Origin of the sequence: Microcoleus sp. PH2017_09_SFU_O_A, assembly GCF_020738625.1 — a bacterium.
Classification (GTDB): domain Bacteria; phylum Cyanobacteriota; class Cyanobacteriia; order Cyanobacteriales; family Microcoleaceae; genus Microcoleus.
The window spans coordinates 19,576-44,159 of sequence record NZ_JAEQCF010000020.1; the positions used below are offsets into that span (position 1 = coordinate 19,576).

The 24,584-nt window shown below is 44.4% G+C and carries 30 protein-coding genes and 2 pseudogenes; 14 read left to right on the plus strand and 18 right to left on the minus strand.

Annotated features, from left to right (window positions below; all coding sequences use genetic code 11):
* Positions 1 to 13 precede the first annotated feature (13 nt).
* On the minus strand, positions 14 to 880 hold the full coding sequence (locus JGK16_RS10265; RefSeq protein WP_293190442.1) for a hypothetical protein: 867 nt from the start codon (positions 878 to 880) through the stop codon (positions 14 to 16).
* 295 nt (positions 881 to 1,175) lie between these two features.
* On the opposite strand from JGK16_RS10265, the gene JGK16_RS10270 reads away from it, so the two are divergent.
* The 5 genes from JGK16_RS10270 to JGK16_RS10290 all read left to right on the plus strand — a co-directional run bounded on the left by JGK16_RS10270 (position 1,176) and on the right by JGK16_RS10290 (position 3,530).
* Positions 1,176 to 1,550 carry a DUF1257 domain-containing protein gene (locus JGK16_RS10270; protein WP_293177300.1) on the plus strand — a complete coding sequence of 125 codons (375 nt, stop codon included), beginning with the start codon at positions 1,176 to 1,178 and terminating at the stop codon, positions 1,548 to 1,550.
* Between the two features lie 103 nt (positions 1,551 to 1,653).
* Complete coding sequence (locus JGK16_RS10275; RefSeq protein ID WP_293190443.1) at positions 1,654 to 2,340, plus strand: class I SAM-dependent methyltransferase; 687 nt, start codon at positions 1,654 to 1,656, stop codon at positions 2,338 to 2,340.
* Positions 2,341 to 2,633: 293 nt separating this feature from the next.
* A complete protein-coding gene (locus JGK16_RS10280) occupies positions 2,634 to 2,831 on the plus strand; it encodes a hypothetical protein (RefSeq protein ID WP_293177295.1) in 198 nt (65 codons plus the stop codon).
* A gap of 10 nt (positions 2,832 to 2,841) precedes the next feature.
* Positions 2,842 to 3,207: a hypothetical protein gene (locus JGK16_RS10285; protein WP_293196852.1), complete on the plus strand. Its 366-nt coding sequence runs from the start codon at positions 2,842 to 2,844 to the stop codon at positions 3,205 to 3,207.
* A gap of 5 nt (positions 3,208 to 3,212) precedes the next feature.
* Positions 3,213 to 3,530: an RNA-binding protein gene (locus tag JGK16_RS10290; RefSeq protein ID WP_293177289.1), complete on the plus strand. Its 318-nt coding sequence runs from the start codon at positions 3,213 to 3,215 to the stop codon at positions 3,528 to 3,530.
* A gap of 68 nt (positions 3,531 to 3,598) precedes the next feature.
* On the opposite strand, the pseudogene JGK16_RS32720 reads toward JGK16_RS10290, so the two are convergent.
* From JGK16_RS32720 to JGK16_RS10305, 4 genes and pseudogenes are all read right to left on the minus strand, one after another.
* Positions 3,599 to 3,874 (minus strand): annotated as a pseudogene (locus JGK16_RS32720) (type II toxin-antitoxin system PemK/MazF family toxin); the annotation flags it as partial.
* A gap of 71 nt (positions 3,875 to 3,945) precedes the next feature.
* Complete coding sequence (locus JGK16_RS10295) at positions 3,946 to 4,152, minus strand: hypothetical protein (RefSeq protein WP_293177287.1); 207 nt, start codon at positions 4,150 to 4,152, stop codon at positions 3,946 to 3,948.
* A 59-nt stretch (positions 4,153 to 4,211) separates the two neighbouring features.
* On the minus strand, positions 4,212 to 4,331 hold the full coding sequence (locus JGK16_RS10300; RefSeq protein WP_293190444.1) for a type II toxin-antitoxin system HicB family antitoxin: 120 nt from the start codon (positions 4,329 to 4,331) through the stop codon (positions 4,212 to 4,214).
* 180 nt (positions 4,332 to 4,511) lie between these two features.
* Positions 4,512 to 5,030: a hypothetical protein gene (locus JGK16_RS10305; protein WP_363319762.1), complete on the minus strand. Its 519-nt coding sequence runs from the start codon at positions 5,028 to 5,030 to the stop codon at positions 4,512 to 4,514.
* A 250-nt stretch (positions 5,031 to 5,280) separates the two neighbouring features.
* Between JGK16_RS10305 and JGK16_RS10310 the strand changes: the two genes are divergently transcribed.
* Both JGK16_RS10310 and JGK16_RS10315 read left to right on the plus strand, forming a co-directional pair.
* Entirely contained in the window at positions 5,281 to 5,784 is a 504-nt protein-coding gene (locus JGK16_RS10310) for a DUF6232 family protein (RefSeq protein ID WP_293190445.1), read from the plus strand.
* A 50-nt stretch (positions 5,785 to 5,834) separates the two neighbouring features.
* Positions 5,835 to 6,281, plus strand: coding sequence for a hypothetical protein (locus tag JGK16_RS10315; RefSeq protein ID WP_293196855.1), 447 nt, complete (start codon positions 5,835 to 5,837; stop codon positions 6,279 to 6,281).
* A gap of 87 nt (positions 6,282 to 6,368) precedes the next feature.
* On the opposite strand, the gene JGK16_RS10320 is transcribed toward JGK16_RS10315, so the two are convergent.
* Both JGK16_RS10320 and JGK16_RS10325 read right to left on the minus strand, forming a co-directional pair.
* On the minus strand, positions 6,369 to 6,815 hold the full coding sequence (locus JGK16_RS10320; protein WP_293190447.1) for a PIN domain-containing protein: 447 nt from the start codon (positions 6,813 to 6,815) through the stop codon (positions 6,369 to 6,371).
* Positions 6,815 to 7,114, minus strand: coding sequence for a hypothetical protein (locus JGK16_RS10325; RefSeq protein WP_293190448.1), 300 nt, complete (start codon positions 7,112 to 7,114; stop codon positions 6,815 to 6,817). The genes JGK16_RS10320 and JGK16_RS10325 overlap by 1 nt, the downstream gene beginning before the upstream one ends.
* 146 nt (positions 7,115 to 7,260) lie before the next feature.
* On the opposite strand from JGK16_RS10325, the gene JGK16_RS10330 reads away from it, so the two are divergent.
* A complete protein-coding gene (locus JGK16_RS10330) occupies positions 7,261 to 7,473 on the plus strand; it encodes a hypothetical protein (protein ID WP_293190449.1) in 213 nt (70 codons plus the stop codon).
* Here the strand turns inward: JGK16_RS10330 and JGK16_RS10335 are convergent.
* Together JGK16_RS10335 and JGK16_RS10340 are read right to left on the minus strand one after the other, a co-directional pair.
* The gene (locus tag JGK16_RS10335; RefSeq protein WP_293177271.1) at positions 7,470 to 7,805 is read right to left on the minus strand and encodes a XisI protein; all 336 of its coding nucleotides are present in this window, start codon (positions 7,803 to 7,805) and stop codon (positions 7,470 to 7,472) included. The genes JGK16_RS10330 and JGK16_RS10335 overlap by 4 nt on opposite strands.
* Positions 7,793 to 8,209: pseudogene (locus tag JGK16_RS10340) on the minus strand (XisH family protein). Before JGK16_RS10340 ends, JGK16_RS10335 begins: the two are co-directional and overlap by 13 nt.
* Positions 8,210 to 8,420: 211 nt before the next feature.
* Between JGK16_RS10340 and JGK16_RS10345 the strand changes: the two are divergent.
* Positions 8,421 to 9,269 carry an Rpn family recombination-promoting nuclease/putative transposase gene (locus JGK16_RS10345; protein ID WP_293190450.1) on the plus strand — a complete coding sequence of 283 codons (849 nt, stop codon included), beginning with the start codon at positions 8,421 to 8,423 and terminating at the stop codon, positions 9,267 to 9,269.
* Positions 9,270 to 9,369: 100 nt separating this feature from the next.
* Here JGK16_RS10345 and ilvA read toward each other — a convergent pair whose 3' ends face one another.
* The 6 genes from ilvA to JGK16_RS10375 form a co-directional block, all read right to left on the minus strand.
* The gene (ilvA, locus tag JGK16_RS10350) at positions 9,370 to 10,917 is read right to left on the minus strand and encodes a threonine ammonia-lyase, biosynthetic (protein WP_293190473.1); all 1,548 of its coding nucleotides are present in this window, start codon (positions 10,915 to 10,917) and stop codon (positions 9,370 to 9,372) included.
* A gap of 226 nt (positions 10,918 to 11,143) precedes the next feature.
* A complete protein-coding gene (locus tag JGK16_RS10355) occupies positions 11,144 to 11,713 on the minus strand; it encodes a hypothetical protein (protein ID WP_293190451.1) in 570 nt (189 codons plus the stop codon).
* 173 nt (positions 11,714 to 11,886) lie between these two features.
* Positions 11,887 to 12,750: a bifunctional class I SAM-dependent methyltransferase/HIT family protein gene (locus tag JGK16_RS10360; RefSeq protein WP_293190452.1), complete on the minus strand. Its 864-nt coding sequence runs from the start codon at positions 12,748 to 12,750 to the stop codon at positions 11,887 to 11,889.
* 109 nt (positions 12,751 to 12,859) lie between these two features.
* Entirely contained in the window at positions 12,860 to 14,479 is a 1,620-nt protein-coding gene (locus JGK16_RS10365) for an Hsp70 family protein (protein WP_293190453.1), read from the minus strand.
* Positions 14,480 to 14,499: 20 nt separating this feature from the next.
* Positions 14,500 to 15,282: an XRE family transcriptional regulator gene (locus tag JGK16_RS10370; protein WP_293190454.1), complete on the minus strand. Its 783-nt coding sequence runs from the start codon at positions 15,280 to 15,282 to the stop codon at positions 14,500 to 14,502.
* Between the two features lie 11 nt (positions 15,283 to 15,293).
* Positions 15,294 to 15,506, minus strand: a complete 213-nt coding sequence (locus JGK16_RS10375; RefSeq protein ID WP_293177253.1) for a DUF2997 domain-containing protein — start codon at positions 15,504 to 15,506, stop codon at positions 15,294 to 15,296.
* 79 nt (positions 15,507 to 15,585) lie between these two features.
* Here JGK16_RS10375 and JGK16_RS10380 point away from each other — a divergent pair, with 79 nt between their 5' ends.
* Positions 15,586 to 16,611 (plus strand): low specificity L-threonine aldolase, encoded by a 1,026-nt coding sequence (locus JGK16_RS10380; protein ID WP_293190455.1) that lies wholly within the window; start codon positions 15,586 to 15,588, stop codon positions 16,609 to 16,611.
* Between the two features lie 378 nt (positions 16,612 to 16,989).
* On the opposite strand, the gene JGK16_RS10385 is transcribed toward JGK16_RS10380, so the two are convergent.
* A complete protein-coding gene (locus JGK16_RS10385) occupies positions 16,990 to 17,388 on the minus strand; it encodes a DUF4112 domain-containing protein (RefSeq protein ID WP_293190456.1) in 399 nt (132 codons plus the stop codon).
* 271 nt (positions 17,389 to 17,659) lie between these two features.
* A complete protein-coding gene (locus JGK16_RS10390; protein WP_293177247.1) occupies positions 17,660 to 17,992 on the minus strand; it encodes a helix-turn-helix domain-containing protein in 333 nt (110 codons plus the stop codon).
* Positions 17,993 to 18,130: 138 nt separating this feature from the next.
* Here JGK16_RS10390 and JGK16_RS10395 point away from each other — a divergent pair, with 138 nt between their 5' ends.
* Positions 18,131 to 18,829, plus strand: a complete 699-nt coding sequence (locus tag JGK16_RS10395; protein WP_293190457.1) for a pirin family protein — start codon at positions 18,131 to 18,133, stop codon at positions 18,827 to 18,829.
* 107 nt (positions 18,830 to 18,936) lie between these two features.
* On the opposite strand, the gene JGK16_RS10400 is transcribed toward JGK16_RS10395, so the two are convergent.
* A complete protein-coding gene (locus JGK16_RS10400) occupies positions 18,937 to 19,284 on the minus strand; it encodes a DUF2442 domain-containing protein (protein ID WP_293190458.1) in 348 nt (115 codons plus the stop codon).
* Between the two features lie 446 nt (positions 19,285 to 19,730).
* On the opposite strand from JGK16_RS10400, the gene JGK16_RS10405 reads away from it, so the two are divergent.
* The 3 genes from JGK16_RS10405 to aspS all read left to right on the plus strand — a co-directional run bounded on the left by JGK16_RS10405 (position 19,731) and on the right by aspS (position 24,350).
* On the plus strand, positions 19,731 to 21,374 hold the full coding sequence (locus JGK16_RS10405) for a trypsin-like peptidase domain-containing protein (protein ID WP_293190459.1): 1,644 nt from the start codon (positions 19,731 to 19,733) through the stop codon (positions 21,372 to 21,374).
* 941 nt (positions 21,375 to 22,315) lie between these two features.
* Positions 22,316 to 22,489, plus strand: a complete 174-nt coding sequence (locus JGK16_RS10410) for a hypothetical protein (protein ID WP_293177239.1) — start codon at positions 22,316 to 22,318, stop codon at positions 22,487 to 22,489.
* Between the two features lie 73 nt (positions 22,490 to 22,562).
* Positions 22,563 to 24,350 (plus strand): aspartate--tRNA ligase, encoded by a 1,788-nt coding sequence (gene aspS, locus JGK16_RS10415; RefSeq protein ID WP_293190460.1) that lies wholly within the window; start codon positions 22,563 to 22,565, stop codon positions 24,348 to 24,350.
* Positions 24,351 to 24,584: the final 234 nt, after the last annotated feature.

The window sequence follows — 24,584 nt, forward strand, 5'->3', positions numbered from 1 at the left end:
TCTCGACTGAAAGCTAGACAATTGGCATAACCTTTAATTGTTTGGGAGCATTCTCGGCTGCCGAGGTTCCAGATTTTAATGGTACCATCAGAACTGCTGCTAGCGCGAGAGTTGGTGCGATCGGGCTAAAAGCCAAACTCGCAATTCCTCCTTTATGAGCTCCCCAAGTTAAATGACTGCCAAAAGTACAAATTAACTTTCCGCTCTCTAAATCCCAAATTTTGATTGTAGTATCTGCCGAACCCGTGGCGATAACTCGACTGTCGGGACTGATGACAATTGCGGTAATTTCCCCTTCGTGTCCGAGGGAAGTATGCAGCAATTCTCCTCCCTGCCAAATTTCGATCGCGCGGTGTTTCGGAAGATTTCTGCTCCTGACAAAAACTTCGGTTTCTTGGCAAAGAACAAAAGTTTCTTGAGCGCGGGGATACTTGTCTACAGTATAGAGTATTTCTCCTGTCTCTAAATCGCAAATTCTAATTATTTTGCCGTGCAAACTCGCCGTGCGAGATCCTCCGGGACTAATCGCTACATTTGTCCCAGTTTTCACAGTGCGGATGCAGTCAAACAACTGGTAAGGTACGAATTCTGTTAAAGCTTGGCGGACAAAAGGTTCTGTCCGTTGTCGCAAAACTGAATAAGCAACTCGCTGCACTTCGAGTGCGGGATCTAGCAGGGCTGCAATTGCTAAATTCAAACCGGCGTCTCCGTATTTAGGAGCATCTTTAACGGCGGCCATGCGCGGCTCGACACTAGGACTGTGCAAGCGCTGCTTGACTCCGGCGATGCCTCCCAAAACGGCGGCGGCGATCGGGATTTGACTTTGGCCGCCGAGGACGGCATCATATTCTTTGGGTTGGTTAGAATTGTCGGAAATCATACCATTTTAGATTTTAGATTTTAGATTTTAGATTGGGAAATTGGGGAATTGGTAATTAACTGGCGAGACACGAAAGTTGACAATCGGTAGAGCGATTTAAAACTTAAATTTTGGCAAGGGCATGACGCTGGGTACCAAGCTGCCAGAAACCGGGTTTAATTGCAGGCGCAAAAAAAGCAAAACCCGCAATATTTCGTAAATATCGGGTTAAATAGCGTAAGTCCTAACTTATTGACTGTTGCTATTTATGTTATTATAATCAAATCAGCGTTTCACACAAAAATCCGAAAGTGATATGTCACACTTCACAACGATCAAGGTTCAGATCAAAAACGGCGAACTGCTGCATCAAGTGTTGGAAGAGTTGGGTTATCAAGTAGAGTGCAATGTGCAGGTGCGGGGTTATCATGGCGAGAAAACTAATGCCGAGTACGTGATTCGGCAGTCGAACGGTTACGATTTGGGTTTTCGGCGCAGCGGAGAGGATTATGAATTGGTGGCGGATTTTTGGGGCGCTCGCATTAACCAGCAGGATTTTGTTAATTCAATCAGTCAGAAATACGCGCGCAAAAGTTTGATGGCGGCGGTGGAGTCTGAGGGTTTTAATGTGGAAGAAGAGGAAACTTTGGCGGATGGAACGGTGAGGGTTGTTGTGGGTAGATGGGTTTAAGAATCGCTCTTTCTGAACTCGTTTTTATATACTCAGGACTTACGCAGAATCGGATTCAAAATCAGATTTCTTCGTAAGTCTTAGTACCAAGAATAGAATTACCATGAAATGCGATCGCCCTGAACAACAAATTCAACAGAGTTGGGAAGCTAATGCTGACGCATGGACGCGGGCGATCGAGCAAAATTCGATCGAAAGTCGCCGCGCAGCAACGGATGAGGCTATTCTACAAGCTGTGCTGCGCTACGGGCATCGGCGAGTGCTGGATGTCGGATGCGGTGAAGGTTGGCTGGGGCGCGCCTTAGCAAAGCACGGTGTAGAGGTGGTTGGAGTTGATGCTTCCCGTGGTTTGATCGATCGCGCTCGTGAGAAAAGCAGCGGTTGTTTTCGGGCGATCGGCTACGATGAGATTATTGCCAATCCAGGGATACTCGGTCAATCCTACGATGGGATTGTCTGCAATTTTTCGCTACTCGGCGAGGAAATTGGAGATTTATTGCGATCGTTACGCCAAGCCACAGTCTCAGACGGACATTTGTTAATCCAGACAGTTCATCCATTCACAGCGTGTCAGCAACAGCCCTATGTTGACGGATGGAAAATCGAGACTTTCGACAATTTCGGCGGAGCTTTTCGAGAGCCGATGCCCTGGTATTTCCGCACAGTTAGTTCCTGGTTTCAACAAGTATCGGAATCCGGCTGGAGAGTGTGCGAATTCCAGGAACCGATACATCCACAGACGAAGATTCCTCTTTCCATGCTACTAATTTGTCAGTCACCAGACGATTGAAATCACTTCTACAGGAACAACCAAGTCGGCGAAACGCGAGACTGAAGAGAGGTAATAGAAGGAGATTTGGTATGGGTGCATCTCAATGCAAGCAAATATGTTTGTAGGGGCGAAGCATGACCGCAGTCAATATAAAATTATAACTAATAACTTATATGCGGTCATGCTTCGCCCTCTTCAAAAGTGAGATGCACCCTTTGGTATAATGTGATGGCGAAGGTCGGTGATGTCGATCGATGCTATATAATTAGAGCAAACAGGTAAACGAATATTACGAAAAAAATTACTTACCCATGAACATTACAGAACTCAAGACAGCAGTAAGGGAACTTCCACAAAATGAACTCGCAGAGTTTTTTGAATGGCTTGAAGAGTTCCAAGAATCTCTTTGGGATCGGCAAATCGAAGAGGATTTGAAAGCAGGCAAATTTGACCCCTTGATTCGACAAGCAGAACAAGCATTTAGTGAAGGAAAGTGTAGGGAGATTTGAAGCATTTTACATGGAACCTAGTCAGTCACAATCCCCCCAAATCATTACGATTTACAAAGCACCTCAAAAACGCAAAGGTCAGAAATTACTGAAAGAGGGATTTCAACCAGTCGATTTTCCCTACAATCCTCCTTATGTCGATGGAAATTGCTATTTTGCCGGCCCCAACGATCGAAGTATTGCAGAAGAGTATAATCAAAGCTATAAAGAAGGGATACTGGAGGTTTCAATTGATCGGTCAAGTTATGAGCAGTATTTCAAGTCGCTGGAATATCGCTATGATGAAAAAGACGGTTACGAGCGAATTGAGGTAATTGTACCTCAACGCTTGTTTGCCATACTCAACCAATTTCCACGAGTCCTCAAACCACAGTGAATATTATGGATAGTCAAAGCTGGGAACAAATTAAATTAAAGTACAGATTGGGGCAGTTTTTGCTGGGTAAAGTTGAATATCATGCTCCCTTTGGAGTGTTTGTTAATATTGGTGAAGATGGTGTCAAAGGTTTGATTAAAATTCCAGACTTTTTGGATGAGGGAGAGATGAGTGAAGAGATGTATCCTGAAATCGGTAGTGCGATCGGGGCTATTGTTGTCGGATATAACGAGGGTAATTGTGGTGAAGTATATCTTAGTGCGAAGCCTAGTGTTTTGCATGAAATTCTTGTGCCGCTGAGAAGTCGTCCGGTGCTGGTTTGAAATCATGGCGAAACTTTTATTGCAGGGATTTGCGATCGTTTCCGGCAAGCGCGCGAGACTCAACAAGGCTATACTAATTGAAATGCTTGTATTATAGTTGCATTCAATTGCTGCATTTGCTGACTTTCTAACTCGCCCAATCGTCTCACGATTAATCTCTGTTCAAGGCTGACAATCCGAGTCACTCTAACTTTAGAAGATACTCTTAATCCCGTACTAAAAAATTCTGGATCGGAAGCATTTAAAGTAAATTCATCTGAACTTAGGCTAGTGACATTTTGCGAAGAAATGAAGCAGATAGTAATTTCATCTATAGTTGAACTTGCCCACAGCACTAAAGCCGGACGTAACTTTTTCTAACTCAAATCTGTAAAGGGAAATTCAGCTAAAACAATATCTCCTTTTTTTAGCTTCACTAAATTGGCTCTCCATCTTCAAGGTTGTAAATATCAGGTTCATCGTGCAGGAATTGAAATGCTCTCCCGCTTTGGGCTAACTGGGTTATTTCCACAGTAGAAGGATAGGGGATGTTGCTAAACAATTTTGCTTTGATTAGCAATTGCTCCTCTTCTGAGAGCGTCTGAATGATTTGTACTAAGGATTCAATGAGTTTTGTGTTCATAGCTGAAAATATCTGGGGATATTTTATTTTAGTTCAACAAGGCAACCTTCGATCGCGACCTAGAGGTTTTGCAGTAGTTCCTCGAAGGTTTCTCCCTCTGTTGCACAGCCAGGAATAGCAGGAACTTCTGCCCAGTATCCGCCTTCTTCTGCTTCGTGAATGATAATTTTGATTTTCAATTGATTCTCCAATTCGGTTTCTGGGAAGTATGCAAAGGCTAAGAAACCGGGTTTCTTACAAAATTTGGGTTGGGTGGCTAAATATCTCGGAAGAAACCCGGTTTCTGGGAATTATGCACAACGCCTGAAATATCTCCTTTTTTAGTTTCACTTTAGTAAAATTCGCACAGGGCGCAGAATTTATTCCTCCAAGTCCACCTGTTTAACCTGCTCTAAAGGTAGATCTAGCGCTTCGGCAATTTGCTCATCGCTTAAGCCAAACTGCCGTAATTTATCTATTGTTTCAATCTTAGTTTGATTTTTGCTTTCATCCTGCAAGTCGGGATTTTCCGGCTGACTTTTATCTGGCGTAGGAATTGTTTGTTCGGAACCCATGTTTACACAGCCGATTATATTATTATTGCTATTAAAGCTTCGAGCACCCAAAGAAATATTTAGAGCACCTTGCCGTTCTACGACTGATTTAAGATTTTTTTTATCAACTTCTTCATCAAAGACATCAGATAACATTTGCAAAAGCTCGTAACCTACATCCTTAGCATGACCCGCTGAACAACCACAATTTTCTGCAATGTCATCATACTTTTGACGCTTCAGCGTTCCTTCAATAATTCCGCGCTGCAAGTCATTTAAATGTTTGCCTGTCTTGGCGTAGACAGCATCATCTATAAATTGAAGTATTTCTTGAAGGCGCATCATCCGGGATGTGGGAGGACAGTGGTTATTATAGCCGACTTTATCCGTCTCGATCCGTCTTTTTCCGTAGTTTACAATAATTTAAGAAAAATCCGTCTTTTTCCGCTTTTAATTTTTGTGCGATCGGTTTAGTATCAGTAAAGCAGACACAAGCATCTTACTAGAGTGTTTATTAACAGGCGCGTAGTTGTGCCTCAGAGCTGAAAAGGGTGTCGTCACATAGCATCAAACATCAATTTTATAGGTATAATAAATGGCAACACCAAACCTCTTGGGAAGTAATCAGAGCATCGCTTTAGAACGAAATCAAGTTATTACTATAACCCAAAGAACAGTTCGTTTTTCAAATACTGTTTATCAAACTCACAATATAACAAGTTTTAGTGAAGGAGCGGTCGATATTGGAACGATTCCTTGGTCGATAATTGTCAGTATTTTTTTTGCTTCATTGATAGCTGGTATAGGTAACAGTGCACTAGGTGGTTTGTTGGTATTGGTTGCAATTGGAGGTGTAGTTTGGAACTGGAAAAAGCCCAAATACCACGGTCTATTAATTACTCTAAATTCAGGTGACAAAACGCTATTTGTTACGGATGAACTAGCAAAACTCAAACAGATAGTTTTAGGCATATATGATTTTATAGAAAAAGAAAAAAACAACGTATCTTATGAAATATGTATCAACAATAGTGAAGTAAAAGGTAACTTAATACAGGGAAATGTCGGTGGTAATACTTCGTATCTTTCTGGTAATTGAGCTAACATAACACTAAAAGTAAACATTAGCAATTGAGGATGCTAGCAGTTATGGAACGTAAATCTGTAGACATGAATAATAGTAGTTTTCAGGGCAACTTGGTTCAAGGAAACGTCGATGGAAATGTAGAGTATAAACCCGTATCCGAGAGTAAAGTAGTGTCACAAACTTCTTATAATAATCATGGTCAGGTTGGGGCTATGGGTGAGAATGCCAGCTCTGACAACAACTCTTTTGTCCAACAATCAGAACAGAAACAAACTCTTGCGGCTTCAGCAAAAGAAATTCAACAACTGCTCAAACAATTAGAGGTAAGTAATCCCACCGCTACTGATGCGGAAAAGATTGCTCACGTTAATGATGAAACTACCCCCAGTTTCAAGCGTCGTGCGGTTGGTGCATTGCAGGCTGGTGGTGAAGCTGCGATCGAAGAGTTTTTAGACAATCCTTATGTCAATGTCGGGAAGGCGATCGTTAAAGGTTGGATAAAACCATAATAGATTGTGGTGTGCGAAGAGCGATCGCCCTTACTCAAAAAAACAAAGGGCGATCGCCTTTATTATTCGTCGCTCATCACCCTCGAATCACGTTGACGACAAACCTTTTCCTACAATCTCTCGGATTTCTGTAACAAATTCTGCTGGAGTTTGAATCATTAACCCGCTTTGTGCAGCAACTTCGGACGTAAAATCTTTGGTATTTAAGCTCAACAGGCGATCGACATTTGCCAGAACAGCCGCTGCTAAAATCGGGGTATCTTTAGCTTCAATAATAGCCGCCCACCGCGATGATTCTTCGAGGGATGGATCAGGTTGAATTTCGGGGTTAATAGTAGCTAGCAACTCTGTAAAAATTGGCAGAGACGCAGGTATTTTTTTGCGTAAATTGCGATCGCATTCCTTCAAAACTTGGTCAGATATAACCAACTTTAAAAGACCTATTTCAGCCATTGTCAGCACAGCACGACTAGCTCCCGTTCGCGATCCGCATCCGGCAATTAACACGCTGGAGTCTGCAAATATCCTACGCATCAAGACTGTTTCTCCTGCCAAATCGCCTCTCTCTCCGCTTCTAAACCCGCCAATAAATCAGTCAAACCCACATTTTCATTTTCCATAATCGTTGCAATCCGATCGATTAGTTGGGGAACTTGAGGTTGTTTGGGAGCAAGCACAATCAAATTACCTATTTGGAGTAGCACCAGCATATCTCCCCGATCGACCTTGAGAGCATCTTGTAATAACTGGGGAATGGTAATTTCCCCTCCCTGTCCCAGAACAATAGGGAATTGTTGAATCTCTACATCCGTTTCTTGTGAAGTTATTGTCACGACTTTAACCTCAGCCTTTAGTGTTAAGTTTCTAAGACTCTTTATTATAGCAATTTTTGGGCATTTTTTGTCAAACTCCCCTAGAAGTTGCAATTACTACGTTGACCTGCTACCGTTAACATAGACGCATCGTAGGAAAACAACCGATGACACTAACAGAATTACTCCCTACCATTAGACAACTATCTGCGATCGACAAACGAGAGTTAATCCGCATTCTAATGGCGGAAGAGGATATCAGTGACGAACAGGTGTGGAAGGCTCAATTTGAAGCTACAACAGACGCTCAGTGGGATAGTCTAGCTGAGATAGTACGTCAGGAAATCGCTGCTGGTGACATTATTTTTAGCGATCGCTAAGCCACTCCAAAGCCCGTGTACTCGCGCACATAGGTTGCTTGAAATCCCAAGATAATATCCTCCTTTGCCACACCCATTGCCACCAACTCGTGCGCCACTCGCATCTCCGTTGTATTCTGCTGCAACCAAATCTTGCCATCCTTAATATCTAAATGCAGCACGCATCCATACACCCGCCGATGTCCATCCCAACCAACATTCGTCACTTGATAATGATCCCGCTGCGTATCAAAAATTATTTGCGATTCGATCGCACCATTGGAGATCGGAGTTGCCACATATTCAGTCAATAATGCTTGAATCGACTGACGATAATGCTCTAGCTTATCCATTGTACAATCACCTCATTCACTGGATCGTAGACAATGCGGTTAACTTGATGCCGCTCTACCGAAATTTGCAAAAACTCCCGCTGAAAAAAAGCTTCGTGCACCGCAACAGGAACTGCTAAATAAAGCTTGCGATCGGGTTCCTTAAGTTCTAATGCAAGCCGATAATTCAGAAACTGTCCTAATGCCGCATGATAATCCGTAATCGGGGAGTCACCCAAAAATGTTTTAATTTCAACGGCGATTTTTTCTCCTGCCCGTTGTGCTGCGAGTAAACGCTCTGCACCCAAATCAATCTCAAACTTTGCTCAACCGGTTTCTAGCCTCAGCGGATCGTCGGTAATCACCCAATTTTCCTTCTGAAGGGCAAGCTTAACGGCTTCATGAAAGCGATCGCGTGCTGCCATTGTTCCCTTTTGTAACTTTTAACTTTATTGTACTTCCAATCGCATCTATCTGGAAAAGCCCGATCGCCCTTCTGACTCTCAAGAGTGAGGATAGCTCATTATCTTCTCCTACGGGCGATCGCACCCGTCAAGTTCGTAGGCACAAGCTAAGGAAGTAGCCATCGCACCGATGATACAATCGAGACAGCCGTCGCGATTCCCGTTTCCCACCATGACATTCATCAACCCCAAAACCGATTACGCCTTCAAAAAAATCTTCGGTTCTTCAGATAACAAAGGCATACTCATCAGCTTTCTCAACGCCATGATTTACGATGGCAATCCTACCATAGAAGACTTAGAAATTATTAATCCCAATTTGCCCCCAAAAATCACAGGGTTAAAAGATACTTACTTAGATGTGAAAGCCCGACTTGCCGATGGTACTCTCGTCATTATTGAAATGCAGGTATTAAATGTAGAGTTTTTCGGAAAGAGAGTTTTATACAACGCTGCAAAAACCTATGTTTCTCAATTACAGAAAGGACAAGGCTACGGAATGCTGCAACCTGTGATTGCACTGACACTGACTGATTTTGAGATGTTTGAAAATAGCGATCGGGTAATTTCTAGATTTGTTTACAAAGAAGAAACGACTAATCTGAGATATACCGATAATAACATGAAGCTAGTGTTTGTCGAACTCCCGAAATTTACCAAAGATTTGTCACAGTTAGAAACCCTGGTGGATAAATGGATTTATTTCATAAAATATGCTAATACGCTGACACAAATCCCAGAAACAATGGATGTCATTCCAGAGATTCATCAAGCCTTTGATATAGCAAATCAAGTTAATTTAAATCCTGACGAGCTGGACGCTATCGAACGGCAAGAAATGTTTATTTATGACCAACAAGGAGTTATAATCTATGCTGAAAAACAAGCTCGAAAAGAAGCTAAAAAAGAAGCAACACTCGCGATCGCACGGCAGTTACTCGATCGCCTAGATGACGCAACCATAGCCCAAATAACCGGACTCAGCGTTCAGGATGTGCAGAATTTGCGATCGGAAGTTTGATGCGTCGAAAACCCGACATGACATTGTTCGCGTCCTTTTTCTTAGTCCGCGGAGGCGGACTTCGTTTGTATAGGATCGGTTTCAACCGCCGAATAATAAACTACCTCAAAAACAACTTATAAGCCGGATTCTGACTCTCATCCCCATACTGATAACCCAGCGTATCCAAAAAAGCCTGCCACTCCTGCATCTCATCCGGCGGTACTTGAATTCCCACCACAATTCGCCCGTAATCTGCGCCGTTATTCCGATAGTGAAAAACGCTGATATTCCAATTAGGACTCATCGAACCCACAAACTTCATCAACGCACCCGGACGTTCGGGAAATTCAAAGCGATAAAATAACTCATGATCCGCCAGCATCGAACGCCCGCCCACCATATGCCGCAAGTGCAATTTCGTTAATTCATCATCAGTTAAATCCAAAGTTTTAAAGCCGCAATCTTCAAAACTCGCTGCTATTTTTACCGCATCGGCACGATTTTGAATTTGGACGCCGATAAAAATATGCGCTGCTTTTTCATCCGCAATTCGATAGCTAAATTCAGTTAGATTGCGCTTACCCAAACATTCGCAAAACCTGCGGAGACTTCCCGGTTGTTCGGGAATTGTGACTGCAAAAATTGCTTCCCGACGTTCGCCAAACTCTGCCCTTTCTGCTACAAAACGCAGGCGATCGAAATTCATGTTCGCGCCGCAAGCAACCGCAATTAATGTTTCTCCTGCGACTTGTTCCCGTTCCACATAAGCCTTCGCACCTGCGATCGCCAAAGCACCAGCAGGTTCTAAGATCGATCGCGTATCCTCAAAAACATCCTTAATCGCCGCACAAATATCATCCGTATCCACCAAAATAATCTCATCCACATACTCCTGACAAAGCCGAAAAGTTTCCTCGCCAACTTCCCGCACCGCAACGCCGTCAGCAAATAAACCAACCTGCGACAAGCGCACCCGTTTACCCGCTTTCAGCGATTGATTCATCGCATCAGAGTCCACCGGTTCCACACCAATAATCTTAATTTCCGGGCGCAACCGCTTGATATAAGCCGCAATTCCCGAAATCAATCCACCGCCGCCAATTGCCACAAAAATCGCGTGAATCGGTTTTTGATGTTGCCGCAGAATTTCCATGCCGATCGTACCCTGTCCCGCAATCACGTGCGGATCGTCAAAAGGGTGAATAAAAGTCATGCCTTTTTCGACCTCTAATTGGCGCGCAAAAGCGTAGGCATCATCGTAGGTATCCCCATGCAAAATCACCTCTCCACCGCGGGCTATCACCGCATTAACCTTCACCTGCGGCGTCGTTACGGGCATGACGATAATCGCGCGAGTTCCCAGATGGCGGGCAGCGAGGGCCACTCCTTGGGCGTGATTGCCGGCGGAAGCTGCGATCGCACCTTGTGCTAGCAAATCCGGCGACAGTTGCGCCATTTTGTTGTACGCGCCCCGCAGTTTGAAGGAAAAGACAGACTGCATATCTTCGCGTTTCAGCAGCAGTTTATTGTTGAGCCGCGTTGATAGATTGGGGGCTACTTCTAGGGGGGATTCTTGAGCAACATCGTAGACGCGGGCGGTGAGGATTTGTACGAGGTAATCGCAAAGCATGGGGTTAGCAGGTTTGTAGGTGCCGGATGGTGGGATAATTGTAGTGTATTTGTGTTAGTGTTTTGCGGGAATTGGCGATCGGGCTTTGTGGAATTGGCGATCGGGCGATCATCGGGCGAACAGATCTAGTTTACTAATAATTTGATTACCAATTAAAAGCTTGACGTGCAGAAAGTGCGATCGCCCTCAAACCGAAAAAAGAGCGATCGCTCGGCAATGATATAAATGAGATTTAGTCCTGATAATTGCCATCTCCCCAAACCTAATCTGGACGTGCAAAACCCGTTCGAGGGTCACTAATAAACAAACCCAAAACCAGCGAGTCCATCACCGTATCCCAGACAGGAGTCAAACGTTCAGCATCATCAACCCAGTAATCAAAAGTAATTAAACACTGAACATTAGAACCCAATCCGATACAGATTCTCGAATAAGCTTCCCGCTGCTCTGGAGGGTCGATAAACTTAAATTCAGTCCAAACAACCCGAGCAGTTTGTCGCTTCAATTGGATAATATCCCCAGGATCGATCGGATTTCTGGTATCATCTTCAACTATTTTCTGTAATAGCGGCACCAGCGGAAATTCTCCCCAATTACCAGGAGGTAACAAATTAAACGAAACCTCCAAACAACAATCATCATCCGGCGGTTTCTTATCCGTAAACCGGAACGACTTTGTATCCGGTTCAAAATGCCAATCTTGGGGGACATCAAAGCGGACTGCACCTCTTCCAGCGACAAAGATGCGAGTTCCAGGCTGAGATTTCCAATTGTGGTCTTCTTTGAGCTCTAGAGTTTCCTTGAGCCATTCTTGCTTTTTGCGCTTAGACATAAACAGAACACCAAATTACTGCTAATGTATAGTTTGAGACTTGGCAAACACATTTTAACTCTATTTGGCTCCCCCTTTGCTCAAATATCACAATCCTTACAAAAATTATAAATCCATCTCTTCTCTCTCCGCGTTCTCTGCGCCTCTGCGGTAAAAAAATCTTTCACAAATTCCTAATTTTTATTTTTAACTTGAGGAATCACATATCTAATACCGCCTTTATTTCCAGCCGCATCGCCCCTGTAGCGGGGGATAACATGAATCGCAGCGTGACTGCGACTTTGACCCGCATCTTTATTAATATTGATACCCACATTAAAACCATCAGGCTGAAAATCTTTAATTAACATCTCTTGCACCTTATTCGCCATAAACCAGCAAGCCGATTGCTCTCGAAACGGCAATTCAAAATAATTTGCAGTGTGACGTTTTGGAACAATTAAAACATGACCTTTGCTAGCGGGATAACCGTCAAATATTGCATAGGCTGTCGCTGATTCTGTGACTAAAGTTAAGTTTTTGTACGGATTGCAGAATATGCAGTTATTAGTGGAATTTCTTTGATGGTTGTAATGCACGTATTCGTAGATTTCGCAAGACTCATTTAAGAGAGACGACTTAAAAGGAAGTTTGACAATGCACTGATAGGTAGGTTTTTTGTGGACGTAGTGTTCTCGAAAACCTTCTTTTTTGATATCCCTTCTCACGGCAAAATATGCTTTACCTCCTGGTTTCAAGAGGTGCGACACTTCCATCAGCACATTCGCTTGTTCTTCGGGAAACAAGACATTTAAAACATAAAAGCAAATGATAGTGTCGAATTTATGTTCGGGAAATTCAGGAAAATAATAAGAGTCGTAACCTGCAATATCAAAGCCTTTTTGCTGCAACAATTTAACATCGCTACCGAAGCCGCACCCAAAATCTAAAACTTTACCTTGAAGCAAGTTTTGCTCTAATAAAAATCTTGCCGGAAATGACAGGTAAATTCTTTCAATTGCTGTGAGGTGGCTGAATTTATTTTGTTGCTTTTTCATGGCGACATAAATTTGATTTAAATCGAGATTCTTCAGTCCGCGGAGGCGGACTTTGTTTGTGTAGAAGCGATTTCAATCGCCGAATCTTATCTTAATAACAATTGTATCATTATTGCAGTTTGGCGATCGCCCCTTTCGCCACCAAAACCTTACCAGTCACCAAATCCCGCACCGTAGCCAACAACACCCGCTTCTCATCCACCTCAAAACTCACCGAAACCCTGTCAATCCCCAACACCCCAGGCGGATTCAAATGCGCCACACAAACCTCCTGGTGGTGGCTTTCCAAAGAACGAAAATCGCTGTGTTTGTTGAGCAAACTGCTCGTCATTTGCCCTTTTTCGTTAAAAGTAACCTCCGCTTGCGACACCTCCGCAACTTCTCCAATATCTAACCTAATTTCCCTTTGACCTTCAATGGCAACTTGCAGCGTCAACTCTTCGGAACTTTCACAAGGATACTTCATTTCCTTGCTAAAAATCGGCGAATAAGTATAAGCTTTAGCATAAGGTTCCCAGAGGCGAATTGCATAGGTGTGGCGCAAATAATCGTCAACACTCGCCAATTGTGTCAAGGCTAAAGCGCCGTGGGCTACAGCTTCAAAAGGCTTATCTGTTTTAACTTTTTGTCGCCCAAAATAGGAAACCACTAAATTAGATACAGCCGGAATCATAGAAGTTCCTCCTACCAGCAAAACCTGTTCGATATCTGCTTTACCGATACCTTTTCCCAGCGCAATGCTCAACACTTCATCTAAAGCTTCCCGCAACTGTTCCAACAACTGTCTGGATTCCAGGATTTCTTCAAGCTGATCTCGGTTTAACTGCAAGTCATAAGACATAAAATTTTCATCGTCAAACCAACTTTCCTTCGCCTCATTAACTTGAGACACTTGAATTTTTAACTTTTCTGCTATTTCTAATAAATTTTGCCAGCCCACGCCGCCAACTTCTGCGCGTGACGAACCAATTTGCCGCAAATAATCTTCAACAATCCAAATGTCAATATCTTCGCCACCGACATAAGCATCGGATTTTGCCAACACTTCGGCACGCACCCCCCCCAGCCCTTCCTTACCAAGGGGGGGAGAAATCTCGCTGCCTCCCTTAGCAAAGGGGATTACAGCAGTGCGGACTAAACTTAAGTCTAAAGTCCCGCCGCCAAAATCGACTACTAAAACTAGAGAACCGGGGCGTTGTACGGCATATCCCAGGGCGGCGGCGGTGGATTCATCGATTAGCTGAACTTCCTCAACTCCGAGAGATTCTGCTAAGTCGCGAAACCAATCAAGATATCGCTCAAATGCTCCGACTGGTACTGTAAAAATTAATTTATCTGGTTGTATGTTTTGCTGATATAATTGTTTCCATATAGTTCTGATAAATTGTTCAGCTACTGATTCCGGCGTGTAGCTTTCACCGTCTATATTGCGGGCCGGGGGCTGATAATCGGCTGCTAAGTCGCGTTTAAAAGCTTTGAAAAAGCGATCGGGCTGGGATTGTCCTAAACGCTGCGATCGCACTTTTTCTCCCAATACCAACTCTCCCGCATTTTTCACAAACACTAAAGTCGGAACTACAGGTATTTCTCGGGCATCTACGCTCGATTTCTTGGTCTTGAAAATCCGGGACATTTCGCCCAATCTCAAAGTTTCGGGTGTTTGCGTATCCGGGTTGAGAATGCAAACAACCGTGTTGCTGGTACCGAAGTCTATTGCAACTGTAGTCATGTCTATTTTAGATTTTCACTTTAATTTGTTATTCCCGGTGGAAGGCTGCGACTAACTTTAGCTGGAGCAAGAATTTGCTCTCCATCTCGATAGCCGACAAACCGAATATAAACTAACTCTCCTTCTGTTATATCTTCAACATCCGGCTGGTGCAACTGCGGATTGTAAGTCACTTGTTCCCAAGCTGAACCAATTGTTTCAAAATCCCAACTTGACAAGAGATTTTCTAGGGGGGTAAACAAAGCCGAGAGATTTTTGGCGGGCATATTCGGCTTGGCTTCTGCCATTTTGCGGGCGCTGGGATAGTTGGTTAACAAAGTTTGCAACTGTTCAAAGGTGGCGCGGCGAAAATCGGCTGTGAGTTGAGTTTTTTGTTGCTGCAATTCTTCGCGCAGCCGGAAACACTGCTGTTTCAATTCTTCGATTTCGCTGGGATTCGTGGTGATTGCAGCCGATACGGGCAGTGCGCTTAAAGTGCGATCGAATTCCTGGAAATTCAAATTTAGCACAGTTGCCAGCCGCCGCAGTTGGTCTAGCGTGAGTTTTCCCACGTCTCCCTGTCGCACTAAGCGCACCCCGAAGCGACTTAAGCCTGCTTTTTCGCCTAAGTCTTGCCAATCGACGATATCTAGCTGATTCATGCGTTCCCGGAGGATTGTATCGTACTTAAAGTCGATCGCATCTCCGGCCTCGGATGCAGCATAAAGGTACACTAAAATTAGAAAAATGCCCCCGACAGCTAGCGCGATACCGAAGGCAGGCCCTGTTGTTATATCAACTGTTGCACCGAGGAGATAGAACATTGTTAATTTTTCTAAACTTGTTTTAAAGTCTGAGTTTGTTCGGCGGTCAAATTTTCTTCGCCTTCATAGTATTCTGGCAACAACTCTTGAGATTCTACTTGGCCCAGGGCTTTTTCAACTCCGGCAGTGGTTTCGGTGCAACTCGAACCGGTGGCGTTGAGGACGGTTTCAGTAATTTTGCCGTCTTTGCCGATGCGGTATTCTATTTGGCGGTACTCTGCCATAGTTCCTCTTGGTTTAATGCTTGACGGTTGAGTTTTGACTGTTGAGTTATATTATAGATTCTGTTTACCGATTATTCAAATGAATTTTTGTAGCGACAATGCAACCGGGGTTTCGCCGGAAATTATGGCAGCGATTGCAGCGGCTAATTGCGGTGCTGCGATGTCTTACGGAGATGATGAATATACGCAGCGTTTGCAAGTTAAATTCTCGGATTTGTTCGAGACACCGGTGACTGTTTTTCCTGTAGCAACCGGTTCTGCTGCTAATGCTTTGGCCCTGGCAACTGTGACTCCTCCTTACGGGGCTGTTTACTGTCACGCCCAATCTCATATTAATCTGGATGAATGCGGCGCGCCGGAGTTTTTTACGGGCGGTGCAAAGTTAGTGACATTAACAGGAAATCATGCTAAGATAGAGGCAGAGACTTTAGGTGAAATAGTCGATCGCGCTGGTGCAGGAGTAGTCCACCACGTACAGCCCGCCGCCGTCAGCATCACGCAAGCCACAGAAGCCGGCACAGTATACCATCCAGCGGAAATTGCCCAGATTTCGGAAGTTGTGCGCCACCACAATTTGCACCTACATATGGATGGAGCTCGCTTTGCTAACGCTGTGGCGAGTTTGGGCTGTGCTCCTGCCGATATCACTTGGCGCACAGGCGTGGATATCCTCTCATTTGGAGCGACAAAAAACGGCGCAATGGCTGCGGAAGCTGTGGTATTTTTCAATCAAGAATTAGCAAAGACTTTCCCATTTTACCGCAAGCGCAGCGGGCATCTGTTCTCAAAGATGCGGTTTTTGTCGGCGCAGTTGGAAGCATATATAACGGATGATTTGTGGCTAAAAAATGCGACTCACGCCAATAAGATGGCAGCTAAATTAGCCGAAGGTTTGGCCGGAGTTGAGAAAGTCAAGTTTTGCCATCCCGTCGAAGCTAACGAGATTTTTGTGCAGCTTCCCGAATCTGTAATTGCAGCGGTTTTAGCTGAGGGTTTTCTGTTTTATCGGTGGGATAACTCTACTATTAGACTGGTAACAGCTTTTAATACTAAAGAAGAAGATGTTAATGCTTTCGTGGAAGCTGTTAAACGCTATTCTGTATAAATTTTAAATTGTAAGAGCGGGTTTATTGAACCTTTTCGTGATGATAAATCTTTCTGTGAATACGCCCTTACAGATTTTTATAATTCGGTAGGGGCGGGTTCGCAAACATCTTTAATACCCACAAAAAATTTAGGTAAACCCGCCCCCACACAACCAATAACCCACATCAACGTTAATTTGTATCAAATACTAAAAATGTAGATTTAGATTTATCGTTGGGTGGGGGCGGGTTTTTGAGATTGTTGTTTGTTGGATGAGATTTTTGGCGAACCCGCCCCTATGGTTTGATGCAGAAAATGTAGATGTAAATTTACCGCTGGGTGGGGCAGGTTTTTGAGATTTTCGGTTTTTGGCTGGGATTTTTGGTGAAGTAGACGCCTAGAGTTTAATCGATTCATGAATAGGTTCTGCAACTGCTGCTAATTCGGGTTCCTCTGCTTCGAGGTGCGCTTCCAAAAGCGCCAGATTTCTCATGTTTGACTTATAAAAAGCATCGAAAATATCTCCGACTAAAGGCACTGAGCCAATAACAGCTTCCAAACTAATATTGTAAATCATTTTGCCTAGAGTTTTCGGGGGGAGATTGAATTGAGTTGCTAAGTAAATTAGGTAAGCAGAAAACGCAGTATCTACTATATCCCCAGCACCGGGAACTAAACCGATAATGGGATCTAAACCAATGCGAAATTTAGTACCGGGTATGCCAATGGCGGTATCCATCAGGCGGCTGAGTTTGCGGATGCGGTTGAGAGTGGCAAGACGCTCTATTTTGTTCATATTATTATTGTTGGACTAGCTGGAAAAAACGACATCAGTCGGAAGACGGAAAAAATATCGCCCTGACAGGTTCGTAGTGAGGACTTCAGTCCTCTTCAAATCAGAGAGGACTGAAGTCCTCACTACGAACTTTATAACAGGTTCGTAGTGAGGACTTCAGTCCTCTTCAAATCAGAGAGGACTGAAGTCCTCACTACAAACTTTATAAGGGTTATTTTATGATATAGTCGGCGACGATCGCAAATTGGGAATTAGCTACGCTTCAATAAACTTAACTATAGTTAAGATGCTTAATTCCCCATTCGTGCATCGAATCAATAATCGGTTTAAGACTTTCGCCCAAAGGCGTGAGCGAATATTCAACTTTCGGCGGAACTTGCAGGTAAATTTCCCGATGAACAATCCCATCTGACTCCATCTCCCGCAACTGCTGCGTCAGCATCTTCTGAGTAATGCCGTTGACAGCTCGTTGCAGCTCATTAAAACGCTTCACTCCTTGAAATAGCTCCCGGAGAATTAAGACTTTCCAGCGCCCGCCAATCACCTCTAAAGTTCTTTCTACCGGGCAATTTGCGCGCTCAATAGTTCCTGCTTTAGCTTGCATAGTATCTTTTTGGTAACTACCGCACTTTTAAGTGCGTACTTCCCATAATAGCTTGACTTGGTTTAAAGTAAAAACATCCGATCAATACCCGAAGTCATTGCCAAATCTAAAATCTAAAATCGAAGGAGGATTGAGAAAATGATTGCAGTCAGAAAAAGTGAAGCAAGAGGACACGCTAATCATGGTTGGCTGGACAGTTACCACACATTTTCTTTTGCCAATTATTACGATCGCAATTATATGAATTTTCGGTCGTTGCGGGTAATCAATGAGGATGTCGTTAACCCCGGCAAAGGTTTCGGCACTCACGGGCACAGCGACATGGAAATCATTACCTATGTACTGGAAGGAGCGTTAGAACACAAAGACAGTTTAGGTACCGGCGCAGTAATCAAACCCGGTGAAGTACAGCGGATGAGTGCAGGTACGGGCATCCAACACAGCGAGTTCAATCCCTCACAAACTGACCCAGTTCATTTGCTGCAAATCTGGCTGTTGCCCGATACCAATGGCTTAGAGCCGAGTTACGAACAGCGGGATTTTCCCGTAGTAGAAAGGCGCGGGAAACTGCGCTTAGTTGCGGCGCGAGATGCGAGAGATGGTGCAGTAAAAGTGCATCAAGATGTCGATTTGTATGCAGCAGTTTTGGATAAAAACTCGCGGGTTTCTCATGTTTTGCAGCCAAATCGCCATGCTTGGATACAAGTTGCTCGCGGTGCTGTTTTGCTCAACGGCTTGACTTTAGAAAAGGGTGACGGTGCGGCGGTTAGTGATGAGGCTGAGTTGGTAATTGAAGCGACAGAAGATGCGGAGTTTTTGCTCTTCGATCTAGCATAAAATTTAAGGCGAAATCCCCGAATTATTAGAAAAATCGGGGATTTGAGCCACTCGGCGGTTCAAACCGATCCTACACAAACAAAGTCCCTCTCTAAGAGACTAAGAAATTAATTAGCCATCCAAGATTTTGTCCCAAAAATACCTGCGATAAGTTCGGGAATTCTAAAATCAACATCTAAGCTTTCCCAGTGTACGCTGCTACCGGAAGGCGGCAGCCAAACATCAGCAAGTTGTTCTGGTGAAGCACTTTCTAAGCCTTGTGCAAGCCTCGGAGGAAAACAGAAAATAGCACCGTTTTTGAGTTTGATAACAATTAAATCTTCCGACTGATTGTAATGCACGGATTCGGCACGCGGCTTTATAGCCTCAGCGGTTTTCCATGTTTGCTTGGCTTGGGCTATTCGATCTCGGAGATTTTCCTCTGTTAACTCTTTGTTCCAGTTTCTATATACCATTATAAGTCAAGTTGTAGGGTGCGTCAGTACGAAGTTGAGAGGCTTGTTTGAAATTGCATAAACTGACGCACCTGCTAGCTGTAAGGTGCGTCAGTTCTTAAACTCTCAATTATCCACTAAAAACTCTAACTGACGCACCCTACTAACCTTACATTCTCATTTTGTGTAAAAATATGTTACAAAGCGGAAAACCCATCCGTCCGTTGATAGTTGTAGGGTGCGTCAGTACGAAGTTGAGAGGCTTGTTTGAAATTGCATAAACTGACGCACCCCCTAGCTGTAAGGTGCGTCAGTTCTTAAACTCTCAATTATCCACTAAAAACTCTAGCTGACGCACCCTACTAACCCTTACTTGCAAACACCCTTCCATTCCCAACCACCAACGCGCCACAAACCGGAAAACTAATCCGTCTGTTGATATGTGGGTATGTTAAATTGACACAATCATGAACTACAGCAGAACAATTCCGGCTATTTTGAGTGCTACGATCGCCCTAAGTGCGATCGCCCTCATCCCACTCACCTCACCTCCAATCGCCCTAGCCTTAACCGCCGACGCAGTTAAAACCGTCGCCAAACAAATCACGGTACGGATCCAAGGCACAAAAGGCGGTTCCGGAGTAATTTTAGAAAAACAAGGTAGCACGTACTATATACTCACCAACTGGCACGTAGTCGATAAACCTGGCGATTACGAGGTTGTAACTCCCGACGGTCAAGCTCACTCTGTATCATACGGCCTGGTGCGGCGAATGCCCGGTGCGGATATCGCGATCGTCACCATCAGCAGCCCTCAAAGCTACCCCCTCGCCCAATTAGCTAATTCCCCAGCAACTCCCGGAAAAAGAGCCTATGTGGCTGGCTGGCCAATATCCGGCGGTTCCCTGAGACAACCGATTTTCATCGCTACCGAAGGTCAATTTACCGGCCGCCAAACTCCATTAAATGGCTATACTTTGGTATACAACAACTTAGTTAGGGCGGGAATGAGCGGCGGCCCAGTGCTTGACGATGCGGGAAAAGTTGTCGCAATTAACGGCATTGTCAGGTTAGAGGACAATTCGGATAAAATCGTGGCAGCGGGAGTAGAAATCAGTAATATCATGAAATGGCGATCGACTATTTCGCTACCAGTCCTTCCCCAATCGCCAACAGCCGCAAACCCGAAAACTGCTGTCAATAATCCGCCTCAGAAGCCCGGAAGTGCGATCGCCTTTGCCACCACAAATACCCTCAAAGGGCCTTCAGAAGTTGTCAGTTCGCTTGCTCTAGCTTCCACTGCTTTTACCACAGGAAATAGTAACGGCACAATCTCAGTTTGGAACTTCCCCAGCGGGCAATTAAAAACTACGCTGCAAGGACACGCGGAAGCGGTAAACGCCCTGGCATCGAGTGCGGATGGAAACGTGTTAGCTAGCGGCAGTGACGACAAAACTGTAAAAATTTGGAATTTAGAAACAGGCGCGGTTGTCCGCACTTTGAGCGGGCATTCTGGCGCTGTTTCGAGTGTTGCCGTCAGTCCAGACGCTCAATTTGTCGCGAGCGGCAGTTGGGACAAAACGATTAAGATTTGGAATGCGAAAACAGGGGCATTGCTGCGGACTTTAACCGGGCATTCTGGATTAGTGAATGCTGTTGCAATTAGTCCCGATCGCCAAACTTTAGCTAGTGGCAGCAAAGATGGTTCAATTAGGTTGTGGAATTTAACTACAGGTGCAGCAATTCGCACGATTGGCGGCAAGAACTTGTCTGTTTTGTCCCTCGCTTTTACTCCCGATGGCAAAACTTTGGCCGCCGGTAACAGCAACGGTACTGTTGGTTTGTGGAATGTCGGAAACGGTCAATTAATTCGGCGTTTGAGCGGACATACCGATGGAGTTTGGTCGCTGGCAATCAGTCGGGATGGGAGTATACTGGTTACTGGGAGTTGGGATAAGAGTGTAAAACTGTGGGATGTGCGATCGGGTCAATTGAGAGGTAATTTGAGCGGACATTCTGGCTATGTTACTGCTGTAGGAATTAGCGCAGATGCTAAGACTATTGTGAGTGCGGGTTGGTTGGGGGAAATTAAGATTTGGAAAAGAAGTTAAGATTTTTTTTAATTAACCGCACAGTGGGGAGTGAATCGGCTATTCAAGCGAGGTAACGGAGGCATCTCAATGAATGCAAATCTCTTCAAAAATGTCTCAAATGAAAAACCTTGTAGTAAAAATTCCAAAAAAACATGAGGTAATTAAAATCACACCAGCACACCAGCAATCAATATAATCCCACTTAAAAGCGGTGGCAGAAATTATTCACCTAAATATAGATGCAATGGAACTAAAAAGTTTTGAAAGTCTAGAAAAATCTGTACAGCAGGCAATATTATAAAAGTGAGACCAGTAATAGGCAAGTTTTCTTTTCAGCAGAATCAGAAATTAAGGAGCGCAAATTAAATAATTTACACAAGTTTGTGGGATGGCCTCTTCCGCCCGTCCAGAAAGGACGGACGGGCGGGACGCCCATCCCACAAGAGCAATAAAGATTGTAAGTTATTTAATTCTCATTCCTTAGCCCGAGCATGGAAAAATGCGATCTATTAATCAGTGCCAATGAATCTTATCAAATGGCAGAAAAAGATGCGAGAAACTGGGAGCATCTCAGTTTGGCAAAAAGCATTTTTTTATTATAGTGCGAGCGTCTCCGCTCGCGTATTCTACTCGCGAGCGGGGACAGCACTATAAATGCCAAACTGAGATGCTCCCGAGAAACTTTCCTTGGAATCAAAGTTTCTCATAATACGTTACATAGGTTGGTAAAACGACAATACTTTGAATTACCCACGTGACTCACAAGGAATTTAAGAAATTATGGGTGGTCAGTAAACCGATCAAAAGAAGCAGTAAATATTTGGATAAGGCTTGTTTATTTACTTTCAACGGCTCTGAACACAGCAATCCTTCTGACTCTAATGCTACGATAGCTTCATATAAACCTGAATCCGTTACAATATATCAAACTCAATATTACTGTCAACTGGACAGGGATAATGTCAATAGCCGATCGCGCGCGCAGTTTCGGTGCGACTGGGATTAAGCGTTACGGCTTAAAGCTTTCAGGGTTCAGCCAATACAACAGAAGAGCTTTCAAGAATGCTATGGTTGGGCGGACACTTGCACTCTACTGCACTCAACACCAAAACCACGATCGCGATCGCCCTTGAATTTGCATTCAGCACAATGTTCAGGCATACTGCATAATTAAAAAGCTTTATTTTTAGTCCATAACCCCCAACCATGAGAACTTACTACTGCGGCGAACTGCGAAGCGAACACATCGGACAAACTGTCACCCTCTACGGATGGGTGGATCGCCGCCGCGATCATGGCGGGGTGATTTTTCTCGATTTGCGCGATCGATCGGGCTTAGTGCAAATTGTCAGCGATCCCCAACGCACCCCAGATTCCTATCACGGGGCTGAGGCTTTGCGCGGCGAATACGTGGTGAGAATTACAGGTAGAGTCACCAGCCGCCCCGCAGATTCCCTCAACCCTAAATTGCCTACGGGTGAAGTAGAAATTTATGCTGACGAGATTGAATTGTTGAATGCGGTTCGCAAACAGTTACCATTTCAGGTTTCGACGGCGGATAATGAAAGCGTGCGGGAAGATTTGCGCTTGAAGTATCGCTATTTGGACTTGCGGCGCGATCGCATGAGTCGAAATTTGCAGCTTCGTCACCAGGTGATCAAAGCTATGCGTCGCCACCTCGAAGACGTTGGCGGTTTTATTGAAGTTGAAACACCGATTTTAACGCGATCGACTCCCGAAGGTGCGAGAGATTATTTAGTTCCCAGCCGCGTCAATTTGGGTGAATGGTACGCTTTGCCGCAGTCGCCACAATTGTTCAAACAATTGCTGATGGTTTCGGGTTTAGACAGATATTATCAAATTGCCCGCTGCTTCCGAGATGAAGATTTGCGCGCTGATAGACAACCGGAATTTACGCAATTGGACATGGAAATGAGTTTCATGTCTGTGGAAGAAATCCTCGAATTAAACGAAGGTTTAGTCTGCAATATTTTCCAAACTGTGAAAGGCGTGGAATTGCCTCGTCCTTTCCCGCGTTTGACTTACGCCGAAGCGATGGATCGTTATGGTAGCGATAAACCAGATACTCGCTTCGGTATGGAATTAGTCGATGTTTCCGATTTGATGAAAGATTCGGGATTTAAGGTGTTTTCCGGTGCGGTTGCTGCGGGCGGAATTGTGAAAATTTTGCCAATTCCGGGCGGGAATGATGCGATTTCTAATGTGCGAATTAAGCCGGGTGGCGATTTGTTTAAGGAAGCCAGCGAAGCCGGGGCTAAGGGATTAGCTTATATCCGGGTGCGGGAGAATGGCGAAATTGATACGATCGGCGCAATTAAGGATAATTTAACAGAAGCTCAAAAACAGGAGTTGCTCGATCGCACTGGCGCACAACCAGGTCATTTGTTGTTATTTGCAGCAGCCGATGTCACAACTGTCAATAAGACTTTGGATAGATTGCGTTTGTGCATCGGTAACGAATTGGGATTGATTGACAAAGACAAGATGAATTTGCTGTGGGTGACAGAGTTTCCGATGTTTGAATGGAACGCTGATGAGAAGCGTTTGGAAGCATTGCACCACCCATTTACAGCCCCGCATCCCGATGATATTGACGATCTGAAGACTGCGAGAGCTCAAGCTTACGATTTGGTGTTAAACGGCACAGAAGTCGGTGGTGGTTCTCTGCGGATTTACCAGCGGGATGTTCAGGAAAGGGTGTTTGAGGCGATCGGCTTATCGACTGAGGAAGCTTACAATAAGTTTGGCTTTTTGTTGGATGCGTTTGAGTATGGAACTCCTCCCCACGGCGGAATTGCCTATGGTGTCGATCGCCTGGTAATGTTGTTGGCTGGCGAGGAGTCGATTCGGGATGTGATTGCGTTTCCGAAGACGCAGCAAGCGCGTTGTATTTTGGCGAATGCGCCGTCTGGTGTGGATGAGAAGCAGATGAAGGAGTTGCAAGTGCGATCGACTTATGTACCGAAGACATAGGTATGTAAAACACCTTCAATGAATAGTGGATGGGTGGCGAGAAACCGGGTTTTTTCCAGAATACTCGTCACACCTCCCAGAAACTGCGAAAAACCCGGTTTCTTTGATTTGTGGGTAGTCAGAAATCGGGTTTTTTCCGAGAATACTTCGTTGTCATTAAACTAAAAACGTTATAATTATCATAATCAAAAATAGGTAAAAACTATTCGTTTCCCAAGTTACGGATCGACAAAT

What these genes read in the sequence shown, in the direction of transcription:
- JGK16_RS10275 (WP_293190443.1), top strand. Translation starts at nt 1,654, where the DNA reads ATGAAATGCGATCGCCCTGAACAACAAATTCAACAGAGTTGGGAAGCT.
- JGK16_RS10395 (WP_293190457.1), top strand. Translation starts at nt 18,131, where the DNA reads ATGATTGCAGTCAGAAAAAGTGAAGCAAGAGGACACGCTAATCATGGT.
- JGK16_RS10265 (WP_293190442.1), bottom strand. Translation starts at nt 880, where the DNA reads ATGATTTCCGACAATTCTAACCAACCCAAAGAATATGATGCCGTCCTC.
- JGK16_RS10390 (WP_293177247.1), bottom strand. Translation starts at nt 17,992, where the DNA reads ATGCAAGCTAAAGCAGGAACTATTGAGCGCGCAAATTGCCCGGTAGAA.
- aspS (WP_293190460.1), top strand. Translation starts at nt 22,563, where the DNA reads ATGAGAACTTACTACTGCGGCGAACTGCGAAGCGAACACATCGGACAA.
- JGK16_RS10365 (WP_293190453.1), bottom strand. Translation starts at nt 14,479, where the DNA reads ATGACTACAGTTGCAATAGACTTCGGTACCAGCAACACGGTTGTTTGC.
- JGK16_RS10315 (WP_293196855.1), top strand. Translation starts at nt 5,835, where the DNA reads ATGGAACGTAAATCTGTAGACATGAATAATAGTAGTTTTCAGGGCAAC.
- JGK16_RS10280 (WP_293177295.1), top strand. Translation starts at nt 2,634, where the DNA reads ATGAACATTACAGAACTCAAGACAGCAGTAAGGGAACTTCCACAAAAT.
- JGK16_RS10295 (WP_293177287.1), bottom strand. Translation starts at nt 4,152, where the DNA reads ATGAACACAAAACTCATTGAATCCTTAGTACAAATCATTCAGACGCTC.
- JGK16_RS10310 (WP_293190445.1), top strand. Translation starts at nt 5,281, where the DNA reads ATGGCAACACCAAACCTCTTGGGAAGTAATCAGAGCATCGCTTTAGAA.
- JGK16_RS10345 (WP_293190450.1), top strand. Translation starts at nt 8,421, where the DNA reads ATGACATTCATCAACCCCAAAACCGATTACGCCTTCAAAAAAATCTTC.
- JGK16_RS10290 (WP_293177289.1), top strand. Translation starts at nt 3,213, where the DNA reads ATGGATAGTCAAAGCTGGGAACAAATTAAATTAAAGTACAGATTGGGG.
- JGK16_RS10355 (WP_293190451.1), bottom strand. Translation starts at nt 11,713, where the DNA reads ATGTCTAAGCGCAAAAAGCAAGAATGGCTCAAGGAAACTCTAGAGCTC.
- JGK16_RS10375 (WP_293177253.1), bottom strand. Translation starts at nt 15,506, where the DNA reads ATGGCAGAGTACCGCCAAATAGAATACCGCATCGGCAAAGACGGCAAA.
- JGK16_RS10360 (WP_293190452.1), bottom strand. Translation starts at nt 12,750, where the DNA reads ATGAAAAAGCAACAAAATAAATTCAGCCACCTCACAGCAATTGAAAGA.
- JGK16_RS10370 (WP_293190454.1), bottom strand. Translation starts at nt 15,282, where the DNA reads ATGTTCTATCTCCTCGGTGCAACAGTTGATATAACAACAGGGCCTGCC.
- JGK16_RS10400 (WP_293190458.1), bottom strand. Translation starts at nt 19,284, where the DNA reads ATGGTATATAGAAACTGGAACAAAGAGTTAACAGAGGAAAATCTCCGA.
- JGK16_RS10335 (WP_293177271.1), bottom strand. Translation starts at nt 7,805, where the DNA reads ATGGATAAGCTAGAGCATTATCGTCAGTCGATTCAAGCATTATTGACT.
- JGK16_RS10270 (WP_293177300.1), top strand. Translation starts at nt 1,176, where the DNA reads ATGTCACACTTCACAACGATCAAGGTTCAGATCAAAAACGGCGAACTG.
- JGK16_RS10385 (WP_293190456.1), bottom strand. Translation starts at nt 17,388, where the DNA reads ATGAACAAAATAGAGCGTCTTGCCACTCTCAACCGCATCCGCAAACTC.
- JGK16_RS10330 (WP_293190449.1), top strand. Translation starts at nt 7,261, where the DNA reads ATGACACTAACAGAATTACTCCCTACCATTAGACAACTATCTGCGATC.
- JGK16_RS10320 (WP_293190447.1), bottom strand. Translation starts at nt 6,815, where the DNA reads ATGCGTAGGATATTTGCAGACTCCAGCGTGTTAATTGCCGGATGCGGA.
- JGK16_RS10405 (WP_293190459.1), top strand. Translation starts at nt 19,731, where the DNA reads ATGAACTACAGCAGAACAATTCCGGCTATTTTGAGTGCTACGATCGCC.
- JGK16_RS10285 (WP_293196852.1), top strand. Translation starts at nt 2,842, where the DNA reads ATGGAACCTAGTCAGTCACAATCCCCCCAAATCATTACGATTTACAAA.
- JGK16_RS10410 (WP_293177239.1), top strand. Translation starts at nt 22,316, where the DNA reads ATGTCAATAGCCGATCGCGCGCGCAGTTTCGGTGCGACTGGGATTAAG.
- JGK16_RS10305 (WP_363319762.1), bottom strand. Translation starts at nt 5,030, where the DNA reads ATGATGCGCCTTCAAGAAATACTTCAATTTATAGATGATGCTGTCTAC.
- JGK16_RS10380 (WP_293190455.1), top strand. Translation starts at nt 15,586, where the DNA reads ATGAATTTTTGTAGCGACAATGCAACCGGGGTTTCGCCGGAAATTATG.